This is a genomic window from Chryseobacterium sp. HMWF035, from assembly GCF_003094695.1.
Lineage (GTDB): Bacteria > Bacteroidota > Bacteroidia > Flavobacteriales > Weeksellaceae > Chryseobacterium > Chryseobacterium gambrini.
On the sequence record NZ_QEHP01000024.1, the window covers coordinates 23055 to 30062 of the forward strand.

Here is a 7008-nt window from a genome sequence, read left to right on the forward strand (position 1 = left end):
TATTCTTCTCCGATTGATTTTAACTGAATATCTGTTTTAATAGACTTTGAAACTAAATCTGCATTATCAGCGAGAAATAAATCTAATACAAAATGGGAACAGCTTTTTAAAACAAATTCTACATGATTTTCTGAAAATTCATCAGTTCTAAATTATCTTTCCAACCACCAGATTCCATCATAGAAATGATAATCATCTTTTTAAACTCTTCAAATTGTGTTGTTTCACCTTTTACAACAGCATTTTTCCACGGACTCTTATGCTCCGGAATGAAATACTGCACCGCAAATACTTCATAAGATCCTGATTGAAAACCTATAATTTCGATGTGGTGCTTATCCTCTTCATCATTACTGAATAAAAGCAAATGTGCATGTGAAGTCAAACCATAAATGAAGGTATCTTTAAAAGTATCATTCATAAAATCCAAAATTTTAAGCATCGGAATTCCTGCATTTCCAAATGTATCACTTGGTTTGGGTAGAAATTCTCTATAAAAATCCTGAAGCGACTGTTGATTTTGTTCTGAACGTCTTAAGATTGGCATTTGAATTTTTTGACAAAGAAAATAAAAACCCGTCCAAAATTGAACGAGTTTTTATGTAAATTATTATTTTTTCAAACATTTCTCCAGAAACTGATCCTGTTCCCAAAGCAAATGAAGAATATTCTCTTTCGCTGCATATCCGTGAGCTTCTTTTGGCAGAAGAACCATTTTTACTGGTGCGCCAAGATTTTTAAGCGCCTGAAAATATCTTTCCGTCTGCAAAGTGAACGTTCCCGGATTGTTGTCTGCATCTCCATGAACCAATAACAGCGGTGTTTTCATCTTATCTGCATTCATGAAAGGTGACATGGTGTTATAGATTTCCGGAACATCCCAGTAATTTCTCTGTTCGCTCTGAAAACCAAAAGGCGTCAAAGTTCTGTTATAAGCTCCACTTCTCGCGATTCCGCATGCGAAAAGCTTGGAATGGGTTAAAAGATTTGCCGTCATAAAAGCCCCGTAAGAATGTCCTCCTACCGCAACTTTTTTCTTATCAATATAACCTAACTGATCTACCGCATTAATTGCTGCTTCTGCATTGGCTACCAATTGAGGAATAAATGTATCATTCGGTTCTGTTTTTCCTTCTCCGATGATCGGGAATGCGGCATCATCCAAAACGGCATATCCTTTCGTTGTCCAATACACGAAAGAACCGTAGTAAGGGAAAGTGAAATCGTTTGGATTCTGCGTATTCTGTCCTGCCGTGTTTTTATCTTTATATTCGGTAGGATAAGCCCAGATCAGCAACGGTAATTTTTCTGTTTTTGCCTTTCTGTCGTAGTTAGCAGGAAGATAAAGTGTTCCGGTAAGCGTAACGCCGTCATTTCTTTTATAGGTAATAACTTCTTTGTATACATCTTTAATGCTTTCAAAAGGATTCGCAAAATTGGTTACCGCTTCTGTTTTATTGGATTTAATGCTCTTCTTAAAATAATTCGGATATTGGCTGGAAGATTGCTGAATCGTAAGAACTTCTCCTTTGGCAGGATTTAAAATATCAATAATTTCTTCCTTGGCATTTTTAAGATTGGAAGTATACAGTCTTTTCTTTTTCATGGTTTTCACATCCATCTCATCGATGAAAGGATGCTGTCCGTCTTTTGTAAATCCGGCTCCGATGAGATAGGACTTTCCTCCTTTCATGTCGACAACGTATCTTCCGTACTGGTTTTTTGTGGTGTTGAAATTTCCCGGATCGCTGTACACATCCTGATAATTTCTGTCATCAATGACTTTGGACTCTCCGTTGTTCAGATCAACTAAGAAAGATTTTGTATTTCTTGTATCGTACCAACCTTCGGAAACAATGGCGTAATGATCATTGGTCCAGCTTACATCTTCGTATCTCTGTTTTGTCTTGAAGAATGATTTCGGTGCGTTGGTGAAAGGTGCTTCCCAGGTAAAAATCTCATCCCTGAATTCTGCATTTTTATACTGATCTCCTCCGTCCAGAGCTTCTGCATATACCAAAGTTGCAGGCATATCGCTTCTCCATCCCATATCTCTTTTTCCGGTTCTTACGGAAGAGAATCCTTTAGGCATAATTTCGTTCAGAGGTGTCTCGTTTACAACTTTTACTACATTTCCGTTCATGTCATACACCGTAGTGGTCATCGGAAATCTGCTTAGTGGAACAATGTAAGAAAACGGTTTTTTAATGGTTGTCGCCATCAGATAATTTCCGTCCGGCGAAAAGCTCAATCCGGAATACATATCCTGATCTTTTACTTTCTTTAAAGTTCCGTTCAGATCAACATTATATATTTCTGAAGCGGTTAAGACTTCAAAATTCTTTTCATCCTGCGGATTTTTCAGAAGATCCTGATACGTTCTGTTCTGCGAAACTTTTCCATCTGCCGTAGAAACAATGGGACCTGTCGGAAGATCTTTGCTCGAATCTATTAAAGCAGGTCTGTTTTGCGGAAGGGTTTTAATTAATAAATTCTGAGAATCTTTGTACCAGATGTAAGGACTTCCCAAATTTGCATTTAAATTGTCTGAAGTTATTTTCTTTGCGGTAGCAGTTTCAAGGTCTACAATCCAAAGCTCCACACCTTTATTGGTGGTATTGGTAAACGCCAGTTTTTTTTCGTCCGGAGAGAATGAAGTATTGGTGATTTTTGGATTGGAAGGTAAATTTTTAACCTGAACTTCCGTTTTATCGTTCATTTTTCTCACTTTCAGGTTATTGGCATACGTTGCTGAACTTGAAATATTGGTTACCGGATTTATTCTCAATCCTCCGAGCTTCATTTCCTGCTGACTTAAATCTTCCAGTGTTTTGTAAGTCGGACGGTAGGTAAAAACGATCCAGTCTTTTTTACTGTTCATCAAAACACTTGGAGGTCTTTCATAATCTGCCAATTTCAGGATTTCCGCAGATGGTTTTTGATACGTAATATTTTCCTGCGCTTCATAGAAATTGAGGAACGCAAGAAGGCATATGGTCAGTCTTATCTTCATAATAATTTCAATTTCCACGAAATTAATGAAAATTAGAGAATATACAATTCTATATTAAAACACTTTTATGGGATTTAACAAAATAATATTATCTTTAGTATTCATCAAATTCAGAATCATTATGAAAAATCTAAGAAAATTAGAGCGAAGAGAACTTCGCGCCATGAATGGCGGAAATGCACCGCAATGTCCTTCAGGATACAAACCCTGCATGAAAATCGATGAAACGAGTGAACTTCCTAAATGGAGCTGCATTCCGTCCAACCTTCCCTGCAACCCTTAAAAAAACAAAAAAGAGCGGTTGAAAACAACTGCTCTTTATAATTTATATTGTAAAATCATTACCAATCATTGGCTCTTTTCCTTTTCTCAATCATGTAATCGACAGAAAATTTTCCAGCTCCGAAAACCATCAGTAAAAGATAGACGGAAAGATAAATAAGGCTCATTTCCCGTTTTTCAAAAGGATCTGCTCCATGAACTACGAAACCCGCAATAATCATGGTAAACATCAGAAATCCTAATGAAATTCTTGAAAACAATCCTAAAATAAGGAGAATTGAACAGGCAAATTCTGCGAAAACCGTTAAACCTAAAGTGATCTGCGATCCTAATCCTAAAAAATCGAAAAAGTCTGACTTACCTTCTAAAAGCATCTGAAGCTTTGGAAAACCGTGAGAAAGCATGGCAAAGCCAATGAAAACACGCACGATAAGCAATGCAACATCTTTTAAAACAGAATCTGAATTTGTTGTGTTCGAATAGTTCATTAAAAGCAATTTACATTTAAAGATAGTGAAAATTCTTCTAATAGAACGGTTTTTAGATGGTTTTTAGTCTATCTGTATCCGAAATTTTTCAAATCTCTGTCGTTTTTTCTCCAGTCTTTTTTTACTTTAACAAAAAGGTTCAGGTGAATTTTTTTATTGAAGAATTTTTCAAGATCCAGTCTGGATTCTGTCCCTACTTTTTTGATCGCTTCTCCTTTGTGTCCGATGATAATTCCTTTCTGGGTATCTCTTTCCACGTAAATAATAGAATCGATGAAGATAATTCCTTCCTTTTCCTTGAACTGCTCCGTAACCACTTCCACAGAATATGGAATTTCTTTTTCGTAATTTAAGAGGATTTTCTCACGGATTGCTTCATTTACAAAGAATCTTTCAGGCTTGTCCGTATACTGATCTTTATCGTAATAAGGCGGATTTTCCGGCAGTAAAGATTTAAGTTTCGGTAAAATAATGTCTGTATTAAAAGCATTTAATGCAGAAATAGGCAGAATTTCCGCTTTCGGGATTCTTTCATGCCATGTTTCAACCAGTTTTTCAAGACCTTCCTGATTGGTCTGATCTACTTTATTCAGCAAAAGCAAAACAGGCACAGGAATTTTGTTCAGCTTATCAATCAGAAATTCCGAAGGTTCAGCTTTGTCGGTAACATCTACAATGAAAAGGAAAACATCGGCATCCTGCAAAGAATCCTTTACAAAATCCATCATTTTTTCCTGTAAACCGTATTTCGGATCCAGAACTCCGGGAGTATCTGAAAATACGATCTGTAAGTCTTCTTCATTATAAATTCCGAAAATTCTGTGGCGTGTTGTCTGAGCCTTTTGGGTTACAATCGCCAGTTTCTCCCCCATCAGTTGGTTCAACAAGGTAGATTTTCCGGCATTGGGCTTTCCAACTATATTTACAAATCCTGCTTTGTGCATAAAAATTATATTAGGATTTGCAAAGTTACTAAACTTAATCGGTCTTTGGAATTAATTGGAAACTTTTACCGACAAAAAAAGACTTTTCCGATCTGAAAAAGTCTTTGATTTTCTTGTAAAATTAAAATTTTGAGTCTTTAAAATTTTTAAATTCGGAATACCTGTAATCCGGACACGCCCCTGATTTTGAAGTGATGAATGCTCCTAAAGCAATTCCTTCCTTAATAATTTCTTCAGGCTCCTGATTCTGAATCCTTTTGGAAATAAAACCGGCAAGAAAAGCGTCACCGCTTCCTACTGTATCTGCAATGGTGATGGGAACGGCAGGAAAACTGTAATTTTGACTTCCCACAAAATAACCTGCGCCTTTGCTTCCTTTGGTTAAAATAATTTCATTAACCTTAAATTTTTTCTGAATGAATGAAACACTTTCTTCTTCACTTTTATATTCTTCCCCGATAAATTCAAGAATCTGCTTCATTTCCGCTTTGTTCATCTTTACAATATCGGCTTTATTCAACAATATTTTAATGAATTCAAAATCGATGAAAGGCGGTCTGAAATTTACATCAAAAATTTTCAGTTTTGCCAATTCAAGCAGTTGAAGCAAGGTTTCTCTGGTCTTTTCATTTCTGGCAGAAAGACTTCCGAAAACAAAAGCTTCCGCATTGGCAACCAAATCTTTGTGTTCAGGAAGAAAATCTATAAAATCCCACGCTACATTTTCAACGATTTCATAGCTCGCTTCATTGTGTTCATCAATTTTAGCGATCACCGTACTCGTAGGATGAACTTCATCTACCTGAATAAAATCTGTGGTAATTCCCCAGCTTTTAATTTTATCGATTAATTTTTCTCCCAGTTCATCACTGCCAATTTTGCTCAGCATTTTTACATCGATGCCCATTTTATGAACGTTATATGCCACATTAAAAGGTGCACCTCCTGCTCTGGAACCTTCCGGGAAAATATCCCACAAAACTTCACCGAAACATACAATATAAGGCTTTTTTTCTGTCGTCATTACCTCTTCTGTCATTATCATTTTTTATTATTTTACGGAGCTTCTTTCCATAAATTTAGCGTGAAAGGTTACTCTTTTTCCGTTTGTTGTGTAATTATTAATCTGATTGTCAAGAAGTTTTACAGATTCTTTTGCCATGTCATACAATGGCTGCTGTACAAATGAAACTTCCGTCGGAAAAAGATAATAAGCTTCGGTCTCGTCAAAGGCAACCAGTGAAACCTGTTCCGGAACACAGATGTTATGATCGATCAGATATCTAAGACCTGCAATTCCCAGTTTATTACTTGAAAAATAAATGGCTGTTTTTTTGGAAAGATCCAGATTTTCCTGCATATTCTGATGCACTTCTTTGGTAATATTATGAATTCCGATTAAAATTCTTTTCGCCGAAATATCCGACTCACCAATTCTCTTATCAAATCCATCCTGTCTGTCCAGCAAATGCGGAAGTTCCGTATCGTAGCCTACATAAATGATTTCGTCAAAGTCTTTTTTTACCAAATGATCGCAGATCTGTTCTGAAATTTCTGAATTGTTGATCATTACGCCCGGAAGACTTACATTTTTAAGATAGCGGTCGATGGTTACAATCGGATATTCTTCCTGAATGAGCTTATTGATGGCTTCATCCGAATCTACAACCGGAGCGATAATCATCCCGTCGACCTGCTGTTCTGAGAAAAGCTCCGTTAATTTTTTAAATTTTTCAGGATTTTCATCACAGCTTCCGATCAGAAGTGTATAACCCAGCTTCATGGCTTCATCTTCAATGTTTCTTGCAATGTTGGAGTAAAAATCGTTTGAAATATCTGCAACAATCAGCCCGATAAGCTTCGTTTTGTTCATTTTCAGACTTTTTGCAATTTTATTGGGCGTATAATTGATGCTTTTTGCCACATCCAGAATCCTTGTTTTTGTGGCTTCGCTAATTCTGCTTCCTTCTTTTTTGTTGAGAACATAGGAAACAGTAGCCACAGAAACTTCTGCAATTCTTGCTATGTCTTTAATAGAAGCTCTTTTCATAATTTCCTGACTTTGGTGCAAAAATATTTCATAAAAAATATAAAAAACAATAGACGATTTTTTTGGTCGTTTTGAAAATAATTGTAGATTGGCAATTTTTCAAAATCAAAATGAAACAAAATACAAATGCTTAAAAATCAATTAATTAAAAATAATTTTAAATTTAAATTGTTTGTATATTAATTCAATAGCAATCTTTATATACTTCCCGACTGTTGTTTTGGTTAAACG

General features: G+C 35.9%; 7 protein-coding genes. 1 reads left to right on the top strand and 6 read right to left on the bottom strand.

The genetic code is table 11. From position 1 onward, the window contains the following. Positions 1–118: 118 nt before the first annotated feature. Positions 119–547 (bottom strand): hypothetical protein, encoded by a 429-nt coding sequence (locus tag DD829_RS04740; protein ID WP_108408896.1) that lies wholly within the window; start codon positions 545–547, stop codon positions 119–121. Between the two features lie 63 nt (positions 548–610). Continuing rightward, positions 611–3013 carry an alpha/beta hydrolase family protein gene (locus DD829_RS04745; protein ID WP_108408895.1) on the bottom strand — a complete coding sequence of 801 codons (2403 nt, stop codon included), beginning with the start codon at positions 3011–3013 and terminating at the stop codon, positions 611–613. 121 nt (positions 3014–3134) lie between these two features. On the opposite strand from DD829_RS04745, the gene DD829_RS23485 reads away from it, so the two are divergent. Further along, positions 3135–3296, top strand: coding sequence for a hypothetical protein (locus DD829_RS23485; protein WP_165814839.1), 162 nt, complete (start codon positions 3135–3137; stop codon positions 3294–3296). A 58-nt stretch (positions 3297–3354) separates the two neighbouring features. Here the strand turns inward: DD829_RS23485 and DD829_RS04755 are convergent, their stop codons facing one another. The 4 genes from DD829_RS04755 to DD829_RS04770 all read right to left on the bottom strand — a co-directional run bounded on the left by DD829_RS04755 (position 3355) and on the right by DD829_RS04770 (position 6777). After that, a complete protein-coding gene (locus tag DD829_RS04755; RefSeq protein ID WP_087709942.1) occupies positions 3355–3783 on the bottom strand; it encodes a DoxX family protein in 429 nt (142 codons plus the stop codon). A gap of 68 nt (positions 3784–3851) precedes the next feature. Further along, on the bottom strand, positions 3852–4727 hold the full coding sequence (gene era / locus DD829_RS04760) for a GTPase Era (protein ID WP_076390359.1): 876 nt from the start codon (positions 4725–4727) through the stop codon (positions 3852–3854). 121 nt (positions 4728–4848) lie between these two features. After that, the gene (locus DD829_RS04765; protein ID WP_228408128.1) at positions 4849–5772 is read right to left on the bottom strand and encodes a carbohydrate kinase family protein; all 924 of its coding nucleotides are present in this window, start codon (positions 5770–5772) and stop codon (positions 4849–4851) included. Positions 5773–5778: 6 nt separating this feature from the next. After that, on the bottom strand, positions 5779–6777 hold the full coding sequence (locus tag DD829_RS04770) for a LacI family DNA-binding transcriptional regulator (protein WP_108409563.1): 999 nt from the start codon (positions 6775–6777) through the stop codon (positions 5779–5781). Positions 6778–7008: the final 231 nt, after the last annotated feature.

Coding starts and splice junctions, on each gene's coding strand:
- DD829_RS04740 (WP_108408896.1), bottom strand. CDS start 547: ATGCCAATCTTAAGACGTTCAGAACAAAATCAACAGTCGCTTCAGGAT.
- DD829_RS04755 (WP_087709942.1), bottom strand. CDS start 3,783: ATGAACTATTCGAACACAACAAATTCAGATTCTGTTTTAAAAGATGTT.
- DD829_RS04770 (WP_108409563.1), bottom strand. CDS start 6,777: ATGAAAAGAGCTTCTATTAAAGACATAGCAAGAATTGCAGAAGTTTCT.
- DD829_RS23485 (WP_165814839.1), top strand. CDS start 3,135: ATGAAAAATCTAAGAAAATTAGAGCGAAGAGAACTTCGCGCCATGAAT.
- DD829_RS04745 (WP_108408895.1), bottom strand. CDS start 3,013: ATGAAGATAAGACTGACCATATGCCTTCTTGCGTTCCTCAATTTCTAT.
- DD829_RS04765 (WP_228408128.1), bottom strand. CDS start 5,772: ATGATAATGACAGAAGAGGTAATGACGACAGAAAAAAAGCCTTATATT.
- era (WP_076390359.1), bottom strand. CDS start 4,727: ATGCACAAAGCAGGATTTGTAAATATAGTTGGAAAGCCCAATGCCGGA.